The sequence below is a fragment of the Rhizobium sp. SVR5-2C genome (assembly GCF_056755115.1).
The window spans coordinates 1-15957 of record NZ_JBNDHT010000148.1 but is presented as its reverse complement, the minus strand read 5'-3'; the positions used below and the strand labels follow the sequence as shown (position 1 = coordinate 15957).

Sequence of the window (15957 nt, the reverse complement as noted above, 5' to 3'; positions counted from 1 at the left end):
ATCGTTCCGATCGCCATGGAAGAAAAGCTGCGCTTCGCCATCCGCGAAGGCGGCCGCACCGTCGGCGCCGGCATCGTTGCAAGCATCGTAGAATAATGGAATTCGGCGCAGACCTGGTCTGCGCCGATTGCATGGAAATCTTTTAAGCAAGCGGCGGATAGCCGCTTGCTTATGACATAAAAATGTAGCAAATGGCGCGCGAGCGCGATTTGCGCCCTGCTTCGTTCACTGAAGCGGGGGAATACAACGAACAATAAGGTGGCCGTAAGGCCTGAAGACTGGATAGGGATACCGCATTCCGGTGTCCCTCTCGATCTTTGAAACCGGTGGTCCGCCTTAGGAAAAAGAACAACCCGTGTCCTGCCTGACAGGCACGTGGGAAACAAAGACAAGGATAACGTCGAATGAACGGCCAAAATATCCGCATTCGCCTGAAGGCGTTCGATCACCGAATTCTCGATGCTTCCACGCGCGAGATTGTGTCGACGGCGAAGCGCACCGGAGCTAGTGTCCGGGGCCCCGTTCCGCTTCCGACCCGCATCGAGAAGTTTACGGTCAACCGGTCCCCGCACATCGACAAGAAGAGCCGCGAGCAGTTCGAGATGCGCACGCATAAGCGCCTCCTCGACATCGTAGACCCGACCCCGCAGACGGTAGACGCGCTGATGAAGCTCGATCTCGCCGCCGGTGTCGATGTTGAGATCAAGCTCTGAGCTTTGCTCGAGCGGATTTGGAAGGATTGAACCGATGCGTTCAGGTGTGATTGCACAGAAGGTGGGCATGACCCGCGTCTACAACGACGCAGGTGAACATGTTCCGGTAACGGTACTGCGTATGGACGGCTGCCAGGTCGTCGCGACGCGCACTGTAGAAAAGAATGGCTATACCGCAGTTCAGCTCGGTGCTGGCCAGGCGAAGGTTAAGAACACGTCCAAGGCGATGCGCGGCAACTTTGCCGTTGCCAACGTCGAGCCGAAGGCCAAGCTCCAGGAATTCCGCGTTTCGGAAGACAACCTGCTTGAAATTGGCACCGAGCTCAAGGCTGGTCACTTCGCAGCAGGTCAGCTTGTCGACGTGACGGGCACGACCATCGGTAAGGGCTTTGCCGGCGCCATGAAGCGCCACGGCTTCGGCGGTCTGCGCGCTACGCACGGTGTGTCTGTTTCGCACCGCTCGCATGGTTCGACGGGTTCGCGCCAGGATCCGGGTAAGGTTTTCAAGAACAAGAAGATGGCTGGTCACATGGGCCAGACGCGCGTAACGACCCAGAACCTGGAAGTGGTTTCGACCGATGAAGATCGCGGTCTGATCCTGATCAAGGGTGCAGTACCCGGTTCCAAGGGTGCCTGGATCATCGTGCGCGATGCCGTCAAGTCGGCAGCGAAGTAAGGGAGCCGGACCAATGGAATTCAACGTCAAGACCCTCGAGGGAAAAGACGCAGGGAAGGTTTCTCTCTCTGACGCAATTTTCGGCCTCGAGCCCCGCCAGGACATCCTCGCCCGCGTCATCCGCTGGCAGCTTGCCAAGAAGCAGCAGGGCACGCACCAGGCAAAGGGCCGCGCAGACGTCGCGCGCACCGGCGCCAAGATGTACAAGCAGAAGGGTACGGGCCGCGCTCGTCACCATTCGGCTCGCGCTCCGCAGTTCCGCGGCGGTGGTAAGGCTCATGGACCTGTCGCCCGCAGCCACGAGCATGACCTTCCCAAGAAGGTTCGCGCTCTCGGCCTGCGTCACGCTCTTTCGGCAAAGCTGAAGGCCGATGATGTCATCATCATCGACAACCTCGTTGCTACAGAAGCAAAGACCAAGGCTCTGGCCGCGACTTTCGAGACGCTCGGCCTGACCAATGCGCTCTTCATCGGCGGCGCTGAGCTCGACGGCAACTTCAAGCTCGCTGCCCAGAACATCCCGAACATCGATGTTCTGCCGATCCAGGGCATCAACGTTTACGACATCGTGCGCCGCGGCAAGCTCGTGCTTTCCAAGGCTGCCGTTGAAGCTCTAGAGGAGCGTTTCAAGTGACCGATCTTCGCCACTACGATGTGATCGTCTCGCCGGCGATCACCGAAAAGTCCACTCTGGTATCGGAAAACAACCAGGTTGTTTTCAATGTCGCCAAGGCGGCCACGAAGCCGGAAATCAAGGCTGCAGTCGAGGCGCTCTTCGGCGTCAAGGTCACGGCCGTCAACACTCTGCTCCGCAAGGGCAAGACCAAGCGTTTCCGCGGTTTTGTCGGCAAGCAGAAGGACGTGAAGAAGGCTGTCGTGACGCTGGCTGAAGGCCAGACGATCGACGTCTCCACCGGTCTCTGAGGATTAAGAAAATGGCATTGAAAACATTCAATCCGACGACCCCGAGCCAGCGCCAGCTGGTCATCGTCGACCGCTCTTCGCTCTACAAGGGCAAGCCGGTCAAGACGCTGACGGAAGGTCTGACCAAGAGCGGCGGTCGTAACAACCTCGGCCGCATCACCGCCCGTTTCATCGGCGGCGGTCACAAGCGCACTTATCGTCTGGTCGACTTCAAGCGTCGCAAGTTCGATCTCGAAGGCACCGTTGAGCGTATCGAATACGATCCGAACCGCACGGCTTTCATTGCGCTGGTGACCTATGCTGATGGTGAGAAGGCTTATATCCTCGCTCCGCAGCGCCTCGCTGCCGGCGACAAGGTCATCGCTTCGGAAAAGGCTGTCGACGTAAAGCCCGGCAACACCATGCCGCTGCAATTCATCCCGGTCGGCACCATCATCCACAACGTGGAAATGAAGCCGGGCAAGGGTGGTCAGATCGCACGTTCGGCTGGCGGTTACGCACAGCTCGTCGGTCGCGATGCCGGCATGGCGATCCTTCGCCTGAACTCGGGCGAACAGCGCCTCGTTCATGGCTCCTGCCTTGCTTCGATCGGCGCCGTTTCCAACCCTGACCATGCCAACATCAACGACGGCAAGGCCGGTCGTACGGTTTGGCGCGGCAAGCGTCCGCATAACCGCGGCGTCGTCATGAACCCGGTCGACCATCCGCACGGCGGTGGTGAAGGCCGCACCTCGGGTGGCCGTCATCCGGTTACCCCGTGGGGCAAGCCGACCAAGGGCAAGCGCACCCGGTCGAACAAGTCGACCGACAAGATGATCATGCGCTCGCGTCATCAGCGTAAGAAGTAAGAGAGGAAGTCTCCAATGGCTCGTTCAGTATGGAAAGGTCCGTTCGTTGACGGCTATCTTCTCAAGAAGGCTGAGAAGGTTCGTGAAGGCGGACGTGCAGAAGTAATCAAGATCTGGAGCCGTCGCTCCACGATCCTGCCGCAGTTCGTGGGTCTGACCTTCGGCGTCTACAACGGCAGCAAGCATATTCCGGTCAGCGTCAATGAAGACATGGTCGGCCACAAGTTCGGTGAATTCTCTCCGACCCGTACCTACTACGGTCACGGTGCGGACAAGAAGGCAAAGAGGAAGTAACAATGGGCAAGGCAAAAGCCGAACGCCGGCTGAAGGACAACGAGGCGCAAGCAGTCGCCCGCACGCTCCGCGTCAGCCCACAGAAGCTCAACCTGGTTGCTGCGGCCATCCGCGGCAAGAAGGTTGACCGCGCACTCGCTGAGCTGGAATTCTCCCGCAAGCGCATCGCAGGCGCCGTCAAGAAGACGCTGGAATCCGCGATCGCCAACGCTGAGAACAACCACGATCTCGACGTTGACTCGCTGGTCGTCGCAGAAGCCTACGTTGGCAAGTCGATCGTCATGAAGCGTTTCCACGCTCGTGGCCGCGGCCGTGCATCTCGCATCGAGAAGCCGTTCGCGCACCTGACGATTGTTGTCCGCGAAGTGCAGGCACAAGAGGAGGCCGCATAATGGGTCAGAAAATCAATCCAATCGGTTTCCGTCTTGGCATCAACCGTACCTGGGATAGCCGCTGGTTCGCGGACAATGCCGAGTATGGTCAGCTGCTGCACGAAGACCTGAAGATGCGCAAGTTCGTCATGAGCGAACTGAAGCAGGCTGGTATCGCAAAGGTCGTCATCGAGCGTCCGCACAAGAAGTGCCGCGTCACGATCCACTCGGCTCGCCCGGGTCTGATCATCGGCAAGAAGGGTGCAGACATCGACAAGCTCCGCAAGAAGCTGTCGGACATGACGAGCTCCGAAACGCACCTCAACATCGTTGAAGTGCGCAAGCCGGAAGTCGACGCGACGCTCGTCGCACAGTCGATCGCCCAGCAGCTCGAACGCCGCGTGGCTTTCCGCCGCGCCATGAAGCGCGCTGTTCAGTCTGCAATGCGTCTTGGCGCCGAAGGCATCAAGATCACCTGCGCGGGCCGTCTTGGCGGTGCGGAAATCGCTCGTACCGAATGGTACCGCGAAGGCCGCGTTCCGCTGCACACCCTGCGTGCGGACATCGATTACGGTACGGCTGAAGCTGAAACCGCATTCGGCATCTGCGGCATCAAGGTCTGGATCTTCAAGGGCGAAATCCTTGAGCACGATCCGATGGCCTCCGAGCGCCGCGCACTCGAGGGTGACGCTCAGGGTCCGGCAAGCCGCGACCGCGATCGTCGCCGCGACAACGCTTGATAGCGTTGGTGGCAAAGAAGTTCGGAGAATAAGAAAATGTTGCAGCCAAAGCGTACCAAGTACCGCAAGCAATTCAAGGGCCGCATCAAGGGCGTTGCCAAGGGAGGTTCCGACCTCGCCTTCGGTGAATTCGGCCTGAAGGCTCAGGAGCCCAACCGCGTCAATGCACGCGAGATCGAAGCGGCCCGCCGCGCGATCACGCGCTACATGAAGCGTGCCGGCCGTGTATGGATCCGCGTGTTCCCGGATGTTCCGGTAACCGCAAAGCCGACCGAAGTCCGCATGGGTAAGGGTAAGGGCTCCGTTGAATACTGGGCATGCAAGGTCAAGCCCGGCCGTATGATGTTCGAGATCGACGGCGTCAGCGAAGAGATCGCCCGCGAGGCGCTGCGCCTCGGCTCCGCCAAGCTCTCGGTCAAGACGCGCTTCGTTCAGCGCATTGCAGAGTAAGGAGAGGCAGATGAAAGCCGAAGAAGTCCGCGGCCTCACGGCCGATCAGCTCAAGGACAAGCTTGCCGACCTCAAGAAGGAGCAGTTCAACCTGCGCTTCCAGAAGGCGACCGGCCAGCTCGAAAAGTCCTCGCGCATCAACGAAGTTCGCAAGGACATCGCCCGCGTGAAAACCATTGCCCGCCAGAAGGCGGCAGAAGCAAAGGCGTAAAGGAAGAAAAAAATGCCGAAGCGCATTCTGCAGGGCGTCGTCGTTGGCGACAAGAACGAGAAGACTGTCGTAGTTCGCGTTGAGCGCCGTTTCGCTCACCCGCTGCTTCAGAAGACCGTTCGTCGTTCCAAGAAGTACAAGGCCCACGACGAAAACAACCAGTACAAGATCGGCGATACCGTTTCCATCGAGGAATGCGCACCGATCTCCAAGGACAAGCGCTGGACGGTCGTTTCCGCCCAGGGCAAGTAAGAGAATTTTGTGCGAGGCCTTGCGTCTCGCACAGATTTCTGTATGAAGCAGCGTCGGAACGCTCGAATGCCGGGCGTTCTTTTGCTTTGAGCGCACGGAAGGTCCCGTCGGGAAACCACCTTGGCACGATTTTTCCCGCGCTATTCAAGCTATTGCCGCATCTGTGCCCGTCCGTGAGACGGGTTCGGGCGGCTGACAATTTTCATATGCCGGGGTAGGGGGTGCAAACCCAACCATTCCGGTAAAACAAGAAGGCGACCTGATATGATTCAGATGCAAACAAACCTCGACGTCGCGGATAATTCCGGCGCGCGTCGTGTCATGTGCATCAAGGTGCTGGGCGGCTCGAAGCGCAAGTATGCCTCGATCGGCGACGTTATTGTCGTTTCGATCAAGGAAGCGATCCCGCGCGGCCGCGTGAAGAAGGGTGACGTGATGAAGGCGGTGGTCGTTCGTACCGCCAAGGAAATCCGTCGCGTTGATGGCAGCATCATTCGCTTCGACACCAATGCAGCAGTCCTCATCGACAACAAGAAAGAGCCGATCGGCACCCGTATCTTCGGACCGGTTCCGCGCGAACTTCGCGCCAAGAACCACATGAAGATCATCTCGCTGGCTCCCGAAGTACTGTAAGGAGCGGGAACGATGCAGAAGATTCGTAAGGGCGACAAAGTCGTCATGCTCGCAGGCAAGGACAAGGGCCGTACCGGCGAAGTCCTCCAGGTTCTGCCTAAGGAAGATCGTGCGGTTGTCCGCGGCATCAACGTCGTAAAGCGCCATCAGCGCCAGACGCAGAGCCAGGAAGCCGGCATCATCAGCAAGGAAGCCTCGGTTCACCTCTCCAACGTTGCGATCGTCGATAAGGACGGCAAGCCGACCCGCGTCGGTTTCAAGGTTGTTGACGGCAAGAAGGTCCGTGTGGCCAAGCGTTCCGGTGAGGTGATCTGATGGCTGAGGCAAAGTACGAGCCGCGGCTCAAGAAGGAATATGTCGAGCGTATCCGTAAGGCTATGCAGGAGAAGTTCTCCTACGCCAACGAGATGATGATCCCGAAGCTCGACAAGATCGTAATCAACATGGGTGTTGGTGAAGCGACGGCTGATTCGAAGAAGCCGACCGTCGCTGCAGCCGACCTGGCCGCTATCGCTGGCCAGAAGCCGGTCATCACCCGTGCACGCAACTCCATCGCTGGCTTCAAGGTCCGCGAGCAGATGCCGATCGGCGCAAAGGTCACCCTGCGCGGCGCTCGCATGTACGAGTTCCTGGACCGCCTCGTGAACATCGCACTCCCGCGCGTTCGCGACTTCCGCGGCCTGAACCCGAAAAGCTTTGACGGCCGTGGCAACTTCGCCATGGGCATCAAGGAGCACATTGTGTTCCCTGAGATCAACTACGACAAGGTTGATCAGATGTGGGGCATGGACATCATCGTTTGCACGACGGCAACGAAGGACGACGAAGCACGGGCTCTGCTGACAGAGTTCAACTTCCCGTTCCGTCAGTAACCGTAACGACGAGCGTAGAAAAGGAACCGCACATGGCGAAGACAAGCGCAGTTGAAAAGAACAAGCGCCGCCGTAATACGGTCGCAAACCAGGCTGCCAAGCGCGCAGCTCTGAAGGCGATCATCATGAACCAGGCTCTTCCGATCGAAGAGCGGTTCAAGGCCTCGATCAAGCTGGCATCCCTGCCGCGCGATGGATCCAAGACCCGCATTCGCAACCGTTGCGAAGTATCGGGCCGTCCGCGCGCATACTACCGCAAACTGCGCATGTCGCGTATCGCGCTGCGTGAACTCGGCAATCTCGGCAAGGTGCCGGGCATCGTCAAGTCGAGCTGGTAAGGAGCAGGTTAGATGACAATGACTGATCCGTTGGGCGATATGCTCACTCGCATCCGCAACGGCGCTTCTCGCCGCAAGTCGTCGGTCTCGACGCCTGCTTCGAAGCTCCGTGCACGCGTTCTCGATGTCCTGCAGTCCGAAGGCTACATCCGTGGCTATTCCGTTGTCGATTTCGGCAATGGCAAGTCGGAGCTCAGCATCGAGCTGAAGTACTACGAAGGCGCATCGGTGATCCGTGAGATCGGCCGTGTGTCCAAGCCGGGCCGCCGGGTTTATGTCTCGGTCAAGTCCATTCCGCAGGTCGCGAACGGCCTCGGCATCACCATCCTTTCTACCCCGAAGGGCGTGATGGCCGATCACCAGGCTCGCGAACAGAACGTTGGTGGCGAGGTTCTTTGCTCGGTCTTCTAAGATCGCGCAGAGATCTCCATAGCGAACAGACAGGATTGAAACATGTCTCGTATCGGTAAAAAGCCCGTTCAGGTGCCTGCTGGGATCACGGCTACGGTCGATGGCCAGAAGGTTACTGCAAAGGGCCCGAAGGGCGAGCTGTTCTTCGTCGCGAATGACGAAGTCGGCGTAAAGCTCGAAAACAACGCGGTCGTCGTAACGCCGCTCAGCCAGACGAAGGATGCTCGTGCAAAGTGGGGCATGTCCCGCACGATGATCGAGAACATCTTCAAGGGCGTCAAGGACGGCTTTGAGCGCAAGCTCGAAATCAACGGCGTCGGTTACCGCGCGTCGCTTCAGGGCAAGAACCTGCAGCTGGCACTCGGCTTCAGCCATGACGTTGTTTATGAGCCGCCGCAGGGCATCACGATCGCTGTGCCGAAGCCGACGGAAATCGTCGTCACCGGCATCAACAAGCAGCAGGTCGGCCAGGTTGCCGCTGAAATCCGCGAATACCGCGGTCCTGAGCCTTACAAGGGCAAGGGCGTCAAGTATGCCGAAGAGCGGATTGTCCGCAAAGAAGGCAAGAAGAAGTAAGGATCACGCGAAATGGCTAGCAGGAAAGAAGCACTTGCACGTCGTGCCAACCGCGTGCGCCGTCAACTCAAGTCGGTGGCCAATGGCCGTCCGCGCCTGTCGGTTCATCGCTCCTCGAAGAACATCTACGTTCAGGTCATCGACGATGTTGCAGGCAAGACGCTCGCGTCTGCCTCGACTCTCGATAAGGATCTGCGCGGTTCTCTGAAGACCGGTGCTGATACAGCAGCAGCTGCCCTCGTCGGCAAGCTCGTTGCAGAGCGCGCAACGAAGGCAGGCGTCAGCGAGGTCGTATTCGACCGTGGCGCCTTCATCTACCACGGCCGTATCAAGGCCCTGGCAGACGCAGCCCGCGAAGGCGGTCTGTCCTTCTGATCAAGTTTCCGGCCGGACGCTTTCGAGCGCCGGCCGGATCTCACCGGACCGCATACGCTCCCTAATGGGAGGCCGCTGCGGTCCTCGCTTTGTTTGCCCGTTGCACCCGGAAAAGAAAAAGGAAAAGGACAATGGCACAGGAAAGAAGAGGCCCGCGGGATGACCGCCAGAGCCGCGAAGAGCGCGATAGCGAATTCGTCGACAAGCTGGTCGCGATCAACCGCGTCGCCAAGGTCGTCAAGGGTGGCCGCCGTTTCGGTTTTGCCGCTCTCGTCGTCGTCGGTGACCAGAAGGGCCGCGTAGGCTTCGGTCACGGCAAGGCACGCGAAGTGCCGGAAGCCATCCGCAAGGCAACGGAAGCCGCAAAGCGCGAGCTCATCTTCGTGCCGCTGCGCGAAGGCCGTACCCTGCATCACGACGTCCACGGCCGTCACGGCGCCGGCAAGGTTCTGCTGCGCTCTGCTAAGGTCGGTACCGGTATCATCGCCGGTGGTCCGATGCGTGCCGTTTTCGAAACGCTCGGCGTTCACGACGTTGTCGCCAAGTCGACCGGTTCCTCGAACCCATACAACATGGTTCGCGCCACCTTCGACGCTCTGAAGCACCAGGTTCACCCGAAGGACATCGCAGCTCAGCGCGGCATCAAGTATGCTACGCTTCAGGCTCGCCGTGCCGCCTCCGGCAACGCCTCTGAAGAATAAGAGGAGTCTGACCCATGGCCAAGGCTACCAAGAAGACCGAAGCGAAGACGGTTACCGTCGAGCAGATCGGCAGCCCGATTCGCCGTCCGGACGTACAGCAGCGCACGCTGATCGGTCTGGGCCTCAACAAGATGCACCGTCGCCGCACGCTGGAAGATACCCCGGCTGTTCGTGGCATGATCCGTGCTGTCCAGCATCTCGTTCGCGTCGTCGACGAGAAGTAAGCCGGAGGGAACGCACATGAAACTGAATGAAATCAAGGACAACGAAGGTTCGACCCACAGCCGCAAGCGCCTCGGCCGCGGTATCGGTTCGGGCTCGGGCAAGACCGGTGGTCGCGGTGTCAAGGGTCAGAAGTCCCGTTCCGGCGTCGCCATCAACGGTTTCGAAGGCGGCCAGATGCCAATCTACCGCCGTCTGCCGAAGCGCGGCTTCACGAACATCTTCAAGGCCGACTTCGTCGTCGTTTCGCTCGCACGCATCCAGGCTGCGATCGACGCCGGCAAGCTCGATGGCAAGGCGACTGTCGATGCCGCTGCTCTCAAGGCAGCCGGCGTCATCCGCCGCGCCAAGGACGGCGTTCGCGTTCTCGCTGACGGCGAGCTGAAGGCAAAGATCAAGCTCGAGGTCGCAGGCGCTTCCAAGCCCGCCGTCGAGAAGATCGAAAAGGCCGGCGGTTCGATCACGCTTCTTTCTGTCGCAACGGCAGAATAATAATCTTATGATATGTCGCCCGGGGTGCTTCACACCGGGCGATTTTGCTCCCATATGTGGGCCTCACAAAAACCTGTATCGTTGCACCCCGCAGCGTACCGGTTTCGATGAAATCAAGGGTGAGGCATTGATTGCGCCCGCAATCCGTCCGAAGCCCGGTTGTGAATAATTAGAGTACTGATTCTGGGGCCGGCTCTCGTTCGAGGCGCCCCGAATGGGTAGCGCGGAGAATCGCATGGCATCTGCAGCGGAACAGTTGGCCTCCAATCTTAATTTTTCGACCTTCGCCAAGGCTGAGGATCTCAAGAAGCGCCTGTGGTTCACGCTGGCAGCTCTCCTCGTCTATCGTCTTGGTACGCACATTCCGCTTCCGGGCCTGCACCCCGAAGCCTATGCCCAGGCCTTCCGCGGCCAGGCGGGCGGCATTCTCGGTCTCTTCAACATGTTCTCGGGCGGCGCCGTCCAGCGCATGGCGATTTTCGCGCTCGGCATCATGCCTTATATCTCTGCCTCGATCATCGTACAGTTGATGACGTCGGTCGTGCCTGCGCTCGAGAACCTGAAGAAGGAAGGCGAGCAGGGCCGCAAGGTCATCAACCAGTACACCCGTTACGGCACCGTGCTGCTCGGCGCGCTTCAGGCCTACGGCATCGCAGTCGGCCTCGAAAGCGGCAACGGTCTGGTGGTCGATCCAGGCTGGTTCTTCCGTATTTCCACCGTTATCACGCTGCTCGGCGGCACGATGTTCCTGATGTGGCTTGGCGAGCAGATCACCTCGCGCGGCATCGGCAACGGAATTTCGCTGATCATCTTCGCCGGCATCGCCGCCGGCCTTCCGCAGGCTGTGGGCGGTACGCTGGAACTCGGCCGCACCGGTGCACTTTCGACGACGCTCATTCTTGCCGTCATCGTGATCGCAATCGGCGTTATTGGCGTCATCGTCTTCGTCGAACGCGCCCAGCGCCGCCTGCTGATCCAGTATCCGAAGCGTCAGGTCGGCAACCGCATGTTCCAGGGTGATACCTCGCACCTGCCGCTGAAGCTCAACACCTCTGGCGTTATCCCGGCGATCTTTGCCTCGTCGCTGCTGCTTCTGCCGGCAACTCTCGCAGGCTTTGCCAATACGGCGGCCATGCCGTCCTGGGCGACGGCGATCGTCGCAGCGCTGGGCCACGGGCAGCCGCTCTACATGCTGCTGTACGCCGGACTGATTGCCTTCTTCGCCTTCTTCTACACGGCCATCGTCTTCAATCCGAAGGACACGGCCGATAACCTGAAAAAACATGGCGGCTTCATTCCGGGCATCCGTCCGGGTGAGCGCACCGCCGAATATATCGATTACGTCCTGACCCGAATCACGGTCATCGGCGCGATCTATCTCGTCTTCGTCTGCATCCTGCCCGAGATACTGGTGTCGCAAACTGGCATCCCATTATCCCTTGGTGGCACTTCGCTTTTGATCGTGGTTAGCGTAACTCTTGATACGGTGGCACAGATTCAGGGCCACCTGATAGCACAGCAGTACGAAGGCCTGATCAAGAAATCGAAGTTGCGCGGAGGTAAGAGGGGGCGATGAGACTTATACTTTTGGGGCCGCCGGGTGCGGGCAAGGGGACCCAGGCCCAGAGGATCGTGGAGAAGTACGGCATTCCGCAACTTTCCACGGGCGACATGCTCCGTGCTGCCGTCCAGGCTGGCACGGAGGTCGGCAAGCGGGCAAAGGCTGTCATGGACGCCGGCAAGCTTGTCTCCGATGAGATCGTCAACGCCATCGTTTCCGAACGTATCGATCAGCCCGATTGTGAAAACGGCTTCATTCTCGACGGTTTTCCGCGGACGCTTGTCCAGGCGGATGCCACCGAGGAGATGCTTCGCGCCAAGGGGCTCGATCTGTCGGTCGTCATCGAGCTGAAGGTTGATGACGCCGAACTGGTGCGCCGCGTTGCGGGGCGCTATTCCTGCGCCCAGTGCGGCAGCGTTTACCATGACACCGACAAGCGTCCGGTGCAGGAAGGTGTGTGCGACAAGTGCGGTTCGACGCATTTCAAGCGCCGCCCGGACGATAATCCTGAAACAATGACGGCGCGGCTTCAGGTCTACTATAAAGAGACGTCGCCGTTGATTGGCTATTATCACGCCAAGGGGAAGCTCAGGAGCGTGGATGGCATGGCCGACATGGACCACGTCACTCAACAGGTCGAGGCCATTCTTTCGAAGCTGTAAGGCTTTGAAAATAAACTTGGCGGGACCGGTTGCCTTTCGGCACTGATTCCGCTAAACACCGCGCCAACTCGCGACATTCGATGCGATCGGCGCGGATTTCCCAAAGGAAGTCCGGGTTCGGTCGTTTTGACATGTTACGAACCCAAATTTGAACGAGCGGCCCTTCGGAGGGCGGCGTAACGAAGCCCTCTTGCCGGATGGCAACTGGAACTCAAGGAGAATAGGCGTGGCACGTATCGCTGGCGTCAACATCCCGACTGCGAAGCGCGTCGTTATCGCGCTGACCTACATTCACGGGATCGGTTCGAAATTCGCACAGGAAATCGTCGAGAAAGTCGGTATCCCGGCTGATCGCCGCGTGCACCAGCTCACGGACGCTGAAGTTCTTCAGATCCGCGAAACCATTGACCGTGACTATCAGGTCGAGGGTGACCTTCGTCGCGAAACCTCGATGAACATCAAGCGTCTGATGGACCTTGGCTCCTACCGCGGCCTGCGCCATCGTCGCGGCCTGCCGGTTCGCGGTCAGCGTACGCACACCAATGCCCGCACCCGCAAGGGTCCGGCAAAGGCGATCGCTGGTAAGAAGAAGTAATTTCCGGGAAACCGGGAAGGGGAGGCTGGCGGTCCGCCGGCCTCTTTTGAGTTTGGAGCGGCGCCCTAAGGGGTGCCGTTCCGGTGTAGCCGCTGGCATTACGGCGGTGAGGATATCCAAGAAAGGGATACAATGGCCAAGGAAGCCGTCCGCGTTCGCCGTCGCGAACGTAAAAACATTTCATCGGGTGTGGCGCACGTCAACTCGACCTTCAACAACACGATGATCACCATCACCGACGCACAGGGCAACGCAATCGCCTGGTCGTCGGCTGGTGCCAAGGGCTTCAAGGGTTCGCGCAAGTCGACCCCGTTTGCTGCCCAGATCGCTGCTGAAGATGCTGCCAAGAAGGCGCAGGAACATGGCATGAAGTCGCTGGAAGTCGAAGTTTGCGGTCCGGGTTCCGGTCGTGAATCCGCTCTGCGCGCGCTCCAGGCTGCTGGTTTCATGATCACGTCTATCCGCGACGTGACGCCGATCCCGCACAATGGCTGCCGCCCGCGCAAGAAGCGCCGCGTCTGATCATCGCCAATCACAACACCGGTGAGCGGTTTTTCGCTCCCGGTGCTTCTCAAGCTCGGTTGCCACGATTGGATGGTGGCAACGAACGGAAGGCAAAACAATGATTCAGAAAAACTGGCAGGAATTGATCAAGCCGAACAAGGTCGAGTTCTCTTCCAACTCGCGCACCAAGGCGACGCTCGTTGCAGAGCCGCTGGAGCGCGGTTTCGGCCTGACCCTCGGGAACGCGCTTCGTCGCGTTCTGCTCTCGTCGCTGCGCGGTGCTGCTGTTACGGCCGTGCAGATCGACGGCGTACTGCACGAGTTCTCCTCGATTCCGGGCGTCCGCGAAGACGTCACGGACATCGTGCTCAACATCAAGGAAATCGCCATCAAGATGGATGGCGATGACGCAAAGCGCATGGTCGTCCGCAAGCAGGGCCCGGGCGTTGTGACGGCTGGCGACATCCAGACGGTCGGCGATATCGAAATCCTCAACCCCGAGCATGTCATCTGCACGCTCGATGAGGGCGCCGAAATCCGCATGGAATTCACGGTCAACAACGGCAAGGGCTACGTTCCGGCCGAACGCAATCGTGCGGAAGATGCTCCGATCGGCCTTATCCCGGTCGACAGCCTCTATTCGCCGGTCAAGAAGGTGTCCTACAAGGTTGAAAACACCCGCGAAGGACAGGTTCTCGACTACGACAAGCTGTCGATGACCATCGAAACCGATGGCTCGGTTTCCGGCGAAGATGCCGTCGCGTTTGCGGCTCGCATCCTGCAGGACCAGCTTGGCGTCTTCGTCAACTTCGACGAGCCGCAGAAGGAAGCCGAAGAAGAAGCAGTCACCGAACTTGCTTTCAACCCGGCGCTCCTGAAGAAGGTAGACGAACTCGAACTGTCGGTTCGCTCGGCAAACTGCCTGAAGAACGACAACATCGTCTACATCGGCGACCTCATTCAGAAGACCGAAGCAGAAATGCTCCGCACGCCGAATTTTGGTCGCAAGTCGCTGAACGAAATCAAGGAAGTTCTCGCTTCCATGGGCCTGCACCTCGGGATGGAAGTGCCGGCATGGCCGCCCGAGAACATCGAAGATCTCGCCAAGCGGTACGAAGACCAGTACTAAACATTCAAACGGCAGGCGAATGCCTGCAAGTGAAGGAGAATAGCCATGCGCCACGGTAAAGCCGGCCGCAAGCTGAATAGAACCGCAAGCCACCGCAAGGCGATGTTCGCCAACATGGCGGCTTCGCTCATCACCCATGAGCAGATCGTGACGACCCTGCCGAAGGCAAAGGAAATCCGTCCGATCGTTGAGAAGCTCGTCACCCTCGGCAAGCGCGGCGACCTGCACGCTCGCCGCCAGGCGATCTCGCAGATCAAGGACGCCGCAGTCGTTTCGAAGCTTTTCGACACGATCGCTTCGCGTTACGCAACCCGCAACGGCGGCTACCTGCGTATCATGAAGGCCGGCTTCCGCCAGGGCGACAACGCCGCTCTCGCCGTCATCGAATTCGTTGACCGCGACACCTACGCGAAGGGCGCAGCCGACAAGGCCCGCGTCGCCGCCGAAGAGCAGGCCGCAGCCGCTTAATCAATCATCCGGTTCGCCGGAAGCAAAACAGCCGGGCTGCAAAGCCCGGCTGTTTTTGTTTGTGAAAGATGCTAGCGCCGCCCTAAAACTTGCGTTGCATATATTATTTTCTACAGCTGTAACTGGTATAACGTTGTGATTATAGCTAGGTCATAATTGGGTGCGCGTATGCAAGAGACTGAAAAGGAATTTGATCTTCGAATTAAGACAGCCGAGAGGGCACATGACTTTGCGCGTAAAGGAGCAGAAGCGCATAACGGTCAGGTTCAAGCATTCGCTTTGGCAGCAATGAAAGCGCCTGCATTTGTTTCTGCTGGCGGACTAGCTGCTGCTCTCGCCTTCTACAGCGCAAATCATCAATTGATTTCCGCCAGCGCTGGAGCAAATCAGCAGTTTTCCAACGTACTGACATGGCTCTTAGCGGCGTTGCTTCTCACGGTTGTCGCCCCGGGGTTGGCGTATTTCAGTCAGTTGGCTTATTTCGACGCGAACTCCAATTTCACGCATCACTATGAGAGCCCATACGTCCGCCACACAAAGCGAAGCAAGATCGCTAATGCCATCGGCGACATTTGCCGCTGGACAGCAGTTATCTTCATTGTTTGCTCGATCGGATGTGCGGCGCTTGGCGGCGTTTCGCTCCTGCGGCTTATATCCGTACTGGTTTAGCTTCCGTCCGGCCGCGCGTGCGCCCCTGACTTTGTTTCTTCTTACTGCGCGCGATCGGCCGGTAGGACCGATAGAGGATCATGAGGATCAGCAGGACGATATAGATCGATTGCTCGAGGCCGAAGACCTTGGTGGACAGCGAAAAGTGCAGCGCGCCGCAGGCTGCCACGATGTAGACGAGGCGGTGCAGCCTGATCCAGTTCTGGCCGAGGCGGCGAATCGAGAAATTGTTGGACGTCACCGCAAGCGGGACCAGAAGTGCCAGGCCGC

30 protein-coding genes are annotated in these 15957 nt (G+C 59.1%); 29 read left to right on the top strand and 1 reads right to left on the bottom strand.

Features of this window, described 5'->3' with window-relative positions:
* From ACPYOI_RS29625 to ACPYOI_RS29485, 29 genes are all read left to right on the top strand, one after another.
* Positions 1–96: EF-Tu C-terminal domain-related protein (locus ACPYOI_RS29625; RefSeq protein ID WP_131614796.1), on the top strand; the 96-nt coding region annotated here is incomplete at its 5' end.
* Positions 97–404: 308 nt separating this feature from the next.
* Positions 405–713, top strand: coding sequence for a 30S ribosomal protein S10 (gene rpsJ / locus ACPYOI_RS29620; protein WP_003547547.1), 309 nt, complete (start codon positions 405–407; stop codon positions 711–713).
* Between the two features lie 34 nt (positions 714–747).
* Entirely contained in the window at positions 748–1389 is a 642-nt protein-coding gene (rplC, locus tag ACPYOI_RS29615; RefSeq protein WP_008521348.1) for a 50S ribosomal protein L3, read from the top strand.
* 13 nt (positions 1390–1402) lie between these two features.
* Positions 1403–2023, top strand: a complete 621-nt coding sequence (gene rplD / locus ACPYOI_RS29610) for a 50S ribosomal protein L4 (RefSeq protein ID WP_168829316.1) — start codon at positions 1403–1405, stop codon at positions 2021–2023.
* Positions 2020–2313 (top strand): 50S ribosomal protein L23, encoded by a 294-nt coding sequence (locus tag ACPYOI_RS29605; RefSeq protein WP_022718390.1) that lies wholly within the window; start codon positions 2020–2022, stop codon positions 2311–2313. The genes rplD and ACPYOI_RS29605 overlap by 4 nt, the downstream gene beginning before the upstream one ends.
* Before the next feature lie 11 nt (positions 2314–2324).
* Positions 2325–3161: a 50S ribosomal protein L2 gene (gene rplB / locus ACPYOI_RS29600; RefSeq protein WP_168829317.1), complete on the top strand. Its 837-nt coding sequence runs from the start codon at positions 2325–2327 to the stop codon at positions 3159–3161.
* Positions 3162–3176: 15 nt separating this feature from the next.
* Positions 3177–3455, top strand: a complete 279-nt coding sequence (gene rpsS, locus ACPYOI_RS29595; RefSeq protein ID WP_003573797.1) for a 30S ribosomal protein S19 — start codon at positions 3177–3179, stop codon at positions 3453–3455.
* A gap of 2 nt (positions 3456–3457) precedes the next feature.
* Complete coding sequence (rplV, locus tag ACPYOI_RS29590) at positions 3458–3847, top strand: 50S ribosomal protein L22 (RefSeq protein ID WP_022718388.1); 390 nt, start codon at positions 3458–3460, stop codon at positions 3845–3847.
* The gene (gene rpsC, locus ACPYOI_RS29585; protein WP_168829318.1) at positions 3847–4566 is read left to right on the top strand and encodes a 30S ribosomal protein S3; all 720 of its coding nucleotides are present in this window, start codon (positions 3847–3849) and stop codon (positions 4564–4566) included. Before rplV ends, rpsC begins: the two co-directional genes overlap by 1 nt.
* A 36-nt stretch (positions 4567–4602) precedes the next feature.
* A complete protein-coding gene (gene rplP, locus ACPYOI_RS29580; RefSeq protein ID WP_003573792.1) occupies positions 4603–5016 on the top strand; it encodes a 50S ribosomal protein L16 in 414 nt (137 codons plus the stop codon).
* 10 nt (positions 5017–5026) lie between these two features.
* Positions 5027–5227 carry a 50S ribosomal protein L29 gene (gene rpmC / locus ACPYOI_RS29575; RefSeq protein WP_007531673.1) on the top strand — a complete coding sequence of 67 codons (201 nt, stop codon included), beginning with the start codon at positions 5027–5029 and terminating at the stop codon, positions 5225–5227.
* Positions 5228–5239: 12 nt separating this feature from the next.
* A complete protein-coding gene (gene rpsQ, locus ACPYOI_RS29570; protein WP_168829319.1) occupies positions 5240–5479 on the top strand; it encodes a 30S ribosomal protein S17 in 240 nt (79 codons plus the stop codon).
* A gap of 264 nt (positions 5480–5743) precedes the next feature.
* Positions 5744–6112, top strand: coding sequence for a 50S ribosomal protein L14 (gene rplN, locus ACPYOI_RS29565; protein ID WP_018900268.1), 369 nt, complete (start codon positions 5744–5746; stop codon positions 6110–6112).
* Between the two features lie 12 nt (positions 6113–6124).
* Entirely contained in the window at positions 6125–6427 is a 303-nt protein-coding gene (rplX, locus tag ACPYOI_RS29560) for a 50S ribosomal protein L24 (protein WP_168829320.1), read from the top strand.
* Positions 6427–6984, top strand: a complete 558-nt coding sequence (gene rplE, locus ACPYOI_RS29555; RefSeq protein WP_037127220.1) for a 50S ribosomal protein L5 — start codon at positions 6427–6429, stop codon at positions 6982–6984. Before rplX ends, rplE begins: the two co-directional genes overlap by 1 nt.
* Before the next feature lie 32 nt (positions 6985–7016).
* Positions 7017–7322, top strand: coding sequence for a 30S ribosomal protein S14 (gene rpsN, locus ACPYOI_RS29550; protein WP_018115514.1), 306 nt, complete (start codon positions 7017–7019; stop codon positions 7320–7322).
* Positions 7323–7334: 12 nt separating this feature from the next.
* Positions 7335–7733 carry a 30S ribosomal protein S8 gene (rpsH, locus tag ACPYOI_RS29545; protein WP_003547562.1) on the top strand — a complete coding sequence of 133 codons (399 nt, stop codon included), beginning with the start codon at positions 7335–7337 and terminating at the stop codon, positions 7731–7733.
* 42 nt (positions 7734–7775) lie between these two features.
* Positions 7776–8309 (top strand): 50S ribosomal protein L6, encoded by a 534-nt coding sequence (gene rplF / locus ACPYOI_RS29540; protein ID WP_088691790.1) that lies wholly within the window; start codon positions 7776–7778, stop codon positions 8307–8309.
* Between the two features lie 12 nt (positions 8310–8321).
* Positions 8322–8684: a 50S ribosomal protein L18 gene (gene rplR / locus ACPYOI_RS29535; RefSeq protein WP_168829322.1), complete on the top strand. Its 363-nt coding sequence runs from the start codon at positions 8322–8324 to the stop codon at positions 8682–8684.
* A gap of 131 nt (positions 8685–8815) precedes the next feature.
* The gene (gene rpsE, locus ACPYOI_RS29530; protein ID WP_481417337.1) at positions 8816–9385 is read left to right on the top strand and encodes a 30S ribosomal protein S5; all 570 of its coding nucleotides are present in this window, start codon (positions 8816–8818) and stop codon (positions 9383–9385) included.
* Between the two features lie 14 nt (positions 9386–9399).
* Complete coding sequence (gene rpmD / locus ACPYOI_RS29525) at positions 9400–9609, top strand: 50S ribosomal protein L30 (protein ID WP_168829323.1); 210 nt, start codon at positions 9400–9402, stop codon at positions 9607–9609.
* A gap of 16 nt (positions 9610–9625) precedes the next feature.
* Positions 9626–10099: a 50S ribosomal protein L15 gene (rplO, locus tag ACPYOI_RS29520; protein ID WP_168829324.1), complete on the top strand. Its 474-nt coding sequence runs from the start codon at positions 9626–9628 to the stop codon at positions 10097–10099.
* Between the two features lie 235 nt (positions 10100–10334).
* Positions 10335–11675: a preprotein translocase subunit SecY gene (secY, locus tag ACPYOI_RS29515; RefSeq protein WP_168829325.1), complete on the top strand. Its 1341-nt coding sequence runs from the start codon at positions 10335–10337 to the stop codon at positions 11673–11675.
* Positions 11672–12322, top strand: a complete 651-nt coding sequence (locus ACPYOI_RS29510) for an adenylate kinase (RefSeq protein ID WP_481417338.1) — start codon at positions 11672–11674, stop codon at positions 12320–12322. The genes secY and ACPYOI_RS29510 overlap by 4 nt, the downstream gene beginning before the upstream one ends.
* 226 nt (positions 12323–12548) lie before the next feature.
* Complete coding sequence (gene rpsM / locus ACPYOI_RS29505) at positions 12549–12917, top strand: 30S ribosomal protein S13 (RefSeq protein ID WP_168829327.1); 369 nt, start codon at positions 12549–12551, stop codon at positions 12915–12917.
* 132 nt (positions 12918–13049) lie between these two features.
* Positions 13050–13439, top strand: coding sequence for a 30S ribosomal protein S11 (gene rpsK, locus ACPYOI_RS29500; RefSeq protein WP_022718372.1), 390 nt, complete (start codon positions 13050–13052; stop codon positions 13437–13439).
* Between the two features lie 100 nt (positions 13440–13539).
* The gene (locus ACPYOI_RS29495; RefSeq protein WP_481417339.1) at positions 13540–14550 is read left to right on the top strand and encodes a DNA-directed RNA polymerase subunit alpha; all 1011 of its coding nucleotides are present in this window, start codon (positions 13540–13542) and stop codon (positions 14548–14550) included.
* 45 nt (positions 14551–14595) lie between these two features.
* Positions 14596–15018 carry a 50S ribosomal protein L17 gene (gene rplQ, locus ACPYOI_RS29490; RefSeq protein ID WP_168829329.1) on the top strand — a complete coding sequence of 141 codons (423 nt, stop codon included), beginning with the start codon at positions 14596–14598 and terminating at the stop codon, positions 15016–15018.
* Between the two features lie 168 nt (positions 15019–15186).
* Positions 15187–15687, top strand: a complete 501-nt coding sequence (locus ACPYOI_RS29485; RefSeq protein ID WP_481417340.1) for a type III-B CRISPR module-associated protein Cmr5 — start codon at positions 15187–15189, stop codon at positions 15685–15687.
* Here ACPYOI_RS29485 and ACPYOI_RS29480 read toward each other — a convergent pair.
* A partial coding sequence (locus ACPYOI_RS29480) for a cytochrome b family protein (RefSeq protein WP_481423730.1) occupies positions 15668–15957 on the bottom strand: 290 nt, incomplete at its 5' end. The genes ACPYOI_RS29485 and ACPYOI_RS29480 overlap by 20 nt on opposite strands.

Excerpts from the sequence above, each read along its gene's own strand:
- rpsJ (WP_003547547.1), top strand. The coding sequence starts at position 405 with ATGAACGGCCAAAATATCCGCATTCGCCTGAAGGCGTTCGATCACCGA.
- rplC (WP_008521348.1), top strand. The coding sequence starts at position 748 with ATGCGTTCAGGTGTGATTGCACAGAAGGTGGGCATGACCCGCGTCTAC.
- rplD (WP_168829316.1), top strand. The coding sequence starts at position 1,403 with ATGGAATTCAACGTCAAGACCCTCGAGGGAAAAGACGCAGGGAAGGTT.
- rplB (WP_168829317.1), top strand. The coding sequence starts at position 2,325 with ATGGCATTGAAAACATTCAATCCGACGACCCCGAGCCAGCGCCAGCTG.
- rpsS (WP_003573797.1), top strand. The coding sequence starts at position 3,177 with ATGGCTCGTTCAGTATGGAAAGGTCCGTTCGTTGACGGCTATCTTCTC.
- rplV (WP_022718388.1), top strand. The coding sequence starts at position 3,458 with ATGGGCAAGGCAAAAGCCGAACGCCGGCTGAAGGACAACGAGGCGCAA.
- rpsC (WP_168829318.1), top strand. The coding sequence starts at position 3,847 with ATGGGTCAGAAAATCAATCCAATCGGTTTCCGTCTTGGCATCAACCGT.
- rplP (WP_003573792.1), top strand. The coding sequence starts at position 4,603 with ATGTTGCAGCCAAAGCGTACCAAGTACCGCAAGCAATTCAAGGGCCGC.
- rpmC (WP_007531673.1), top strand. The coding sequence starts at position 5,027 with ATGAAAGCCGAAGAAGTCCGCGGCCTCACGGCCGATCAGCTCAAGGAC.
- rpsQ (WP_168829319.1), top strand. The coding sequence starts at position 5,240 with ATGCCGAAGCGCATTCTGCAGGGCGTCGTCGTTGGCGACAAGAACGAG.
- rplN (WP_018900268.1), top strand. The coding sequence starts at position 5,744 with ATGATTCAGATGCAAACAAACCTCGACGTCGCGGATAATTCCGGCGCG.
- rplX (WP_168829320.1), top strand. The coding sequence starts at position 6,125 with ATGCAGAAGATTCGTAAGGGCGACAAAGTCGTCATGCTCGCAGGCAAG.
- rplE (WP_037127220.1), top strand. The coding sequence starts at position 6,427 with ATGGCTGAGGCAAAGTACGAGCCGCGGCTCAAGAAGGAATATGTCGAG.
- rpsN (WP_018115514.1), top strand. The coding sequence starts at position 7,017 with ATGGCGAAGACAAGCGCAGTTGAAAAGAACAAGCGCCGCCGTAATACG.
- rpsH (WP_003547562.1), top strand. The coding sequence starts at position 7,335 with ATGACAATGACTGATCCGTTGGGCGATATGCTCACTCGCATCCGCAAC.
- rplF (WP_088691790.1), top strand. The coding sequence starts at position 7,776 with ATGTCTCGTATCGGTAAAAAGCCCGTTCAGGTGCCTGCTGGGATCACG.
- rplR (WP_168829322.1), top strand. The coding sequence starts at position 8,322 with ATGGCTAGCAGGAAAGAAGCACTTGCACGTCGTGCCAACCGCGTGCGC.
- rpsE (WP_481417337.1), top strand. The coding sequence starts at position 8,816 with ATGGCACAGGAAAGAAGAGGCCCGCGGGATGACCGCCAGAGCCGCGAA.
- rpmD (WP_168829323.1), top strand. The coding sequence starts at position 9,400 with ATGGCCAAGGCTACCAAGAAGACCGAAGCGAAGACGGTTACCGTCGAG.
- rplO (WP_168829324.1), top strand. The coding sequence starts at position 9,626 with ATGAAACTGAATGAAATCAAGGACAACGAAGGTTCGACCCACAGCCGC.
- secY (WP_168829325.1), top strand. The coding sequence starts at position 10,335 with ATGGCATCTGCAGCGGAACAGTTGGCCTCCAATCTTAATTTTTCGACC.
- ACPYOI_RS29510 (WP_481417338.1), top strand. The coding sequence starts at position 11,672 with ATGAGACTTATACTTTTGGGGCCGCCGGGTGCGGGCAAGGGGACCCAG.
- rpsK (WP_022718372.1), top strand. The coding sequence starts at position 13,050 with ATGGCCAAGGAAGCCGTCCGCGTTCGCCGTCGCGAACGTAAAAACATT.
- ACPYOI_RS29495 (WP_481417339.1), top strand. The coding sequence starts at position 13,540 with ATGATTCAGAAAAACTGGCAGGAATTGATCAAGCCGAACAAGGTCGAG.
- rplQ (WP_168829329.1), top strand. The coding sequence starts at position 14,596 with ATGCGCCACGGTAAAGCCGGCCGCAAGCTGAATAGAACCGCAAGCCAC.
- ACPYOI_RS29485 (WP_481417340.1), top strand. The coding sequence starts at position 15,187 with ATGCAAGAGACTGAAAAGGAATTTGATCTTCGAATTAAGACAGCCGAG.